The sequence below is a fragment of the Allobosea sp. CER48 genome (assembly GCF_044752385.1).
Lineage (GTDB): Bacteria > Pseudomonadota > Alphaproteobacteria > Rhizobiales > Beijerinckiaceae > Allobosea.
Genome location: NZ_JBIWYK010000528.1, coordinates 1 through 1,939, shown reverse-complemented (window position 1 = coordinate 1,939; position 1,939 = coordinate 1). Strand labels below are relative to the sequence as shown.

Below are 1,939 nucleotides of genomic sequence, written 5' to 3'. Positions count from 1 at the left end.
GAAGCTCGAAGCGGTGCCCAAAGACGGCGCTTCCAGGCCCGCGCGCGGCCGTAAACTCGCCCTTAATCTTAATCGGTCATTTCGTCGGAGCAGTAGTGGCTTCGCGTGGGCTATACCTGCTGCGGTGCGAGGGTGGCAAACCATGCGGCTGATCGTCGGCACAATCATCGTCTTCGTCTGCGTCTTCGGCAGCTACGCGGCGATGGGCGGCCACCTCGAGGTTCTCTGGCAGCCCTTCGAGTTTGTCATCATCCTCGGTGCGGCGATCGGTGCCTTCGTCATCGGCAACCCCGCACCGGTGCTCAAGGCCGTGCCCGCCATGCTCGGGACGCTCATGAAGGGCCCCAAGTACAAGCAGGAATGCTATGTCGAGCTGCTGGGGATGCAGTATTCATTGTACAAGCTTGTGAAGCAGAAGGGCATGCTCGCGGTCGAGGAGCACATCGACAACCCGAGCGATTCGACGCTGTTCAACGCGTTCCCGACTTTTGCAGAGAACCATCATGCGGTCGAGTTCGTCTGCGATTACATGCGCATGTTGACGATGGGCGCCAACAACGTCCACGAGATCGACGCGCTCATGGACGAAGAGCTGGAGACCCACCATCAGGAGCAGGAGCGTATGGTGGCAGCCATGCAGTCGCTCGCCGACGGAACACCGGCGCTCGGCATCGTCGCCGCCGTGCTCGGCGTGATCAAGACGATGGGGGCGATCACCGAGCCGCCGGAGGTGCTGGGACATCTGATCGGCGGCGCGCTCGTGGGCACGTTCTTCGGCGTCTTCGTCGCCTACGGCTTCTTCGGGCCCATGGCGCAGTCCCTCAAGGGCACCTTCGAGGCGGAATCCAAGTACTTCCTGTCACTCAAGGCGGGGCTCCTTGCCCATATCGGCGGCCAACCGCCGGTGATGGCGGTAGAGTTTGCCCGCAAAGCTCTGATGAGCGACGTCCGGCCGACCTTCGCGGAAGTGGAAGCGGCAACCGCCGCTCTGCCCGCCTAGATATCACCCAACCTCCAGCAGGGATCCGATGGCCAAGCCCACCCAGCCGATCATCATCAAGAAGGTCAAGAAGGCCGCACACGCGCACCACGGCGGGGCCTGGAAGATCGCTTACGCGGACTTCGTGACCGCCATGATGGCGTTCTTTCTGCTGATGTGGCTGATCAGCATGACGACGCAGGAGCAGAAGGTCGGCCTGGCGGAATATTTCGCGCCGGCGGCCCCGAGTCTTACGACCAGCGGCGCTGGCGGCGTCCTGATGGGCACCGCCCTGGACAAGGCAGGCAGCAGGCCGTCAGCGCCCCGCGATGCCGCGAGGGGCACCGTCGGGCAGGATGACAAGGCACGCCCGCCCAGCTCGGGCCGCAGCGACCGCGAAATCAGCCGCCCCGCGGCCGGGGCCCAGGCCAACTACGCCGCCATGGCCAGCCTCCGGCAGGCGCTCCAGAACATGCCCGAGATCGCCGATCTTTCGCGCAACATCGTGATCGAGCCGACCAAGGAGGGCTTGAACGTTTCCCTCGTCGACGAGAACGGCCGCTCGATGTTCCCCGAGGGCTCGCTACAGCCCTACGAGCGCACGCGCCTCGTGCTGGAGGCGATCGCCCCCACCCTGCGCCGGCTGCCCAACCAGCTTTCCGTCACCGGCCACACGGCCGCTGCGCGCCCGGGCTCTGCACCGGCCGTCGATTCCTGGAGCCTCACCGCAGGGCGCGCGCTCGCCGTGCGCGAGATCCTGTCGGGTGCCGGGCTCCCCAGCAACCGCTTCGCTTCCGTGGTAGGACGCGCCGACACCGAACCGCTTTTCGTCGACAATCCCTACATCCCGCCGAACCGGCGCGTGACGATCACGCTGCTCAACGCGGAGCCGCCGCTGCCCCCGGGCGTCTTTCCCTGACGAGAATGCGCCCCCGGGCGCCGCGGCGGAATGCGGTTGAG

2 protein-coding genes are annotated in these 1,939 nt (G+C 65.8%); both read left to right on the top strand.

Translation table 11 applies throughout. The annotated features are described in order from the left end of the window. On the top strand, positions 1–1,000 hold a 1,000-nt coding region (gene motA, locus ACIPIA_RS15150), incomplete at its 5' end, for a flagellar motor stator protein MotA (RefSeq protein WP_400510744.1). A gap of 28 nt (positions 1,001–1,028) precedes the next feature. Beyond that, positions 1,029–1,898 (top strand): flagellar motor protein MotB, encoded by an 870-nt coding sequence (locus tag ACIPIA_RS15145; RefSeq protein ID WP_400510743.1) that lies wholly within the window; start codon positions 1,029–1,031, stop codon positions 1,896–1,898. The last annotated feature ends 41 nt before the right edge of the window (positions 1,899–1,939 follow it).

Bases quoted from the DNA above. Each gene is read 5' to 3' on its own strand.
- ACIPIA_RS15145 (WP_400510743.1), top strand. From the start codon at position 1,029: ATGGCCAAGCCCACCCAGCCGATCATCATCAAGAAGGTCAAGAAGGCC.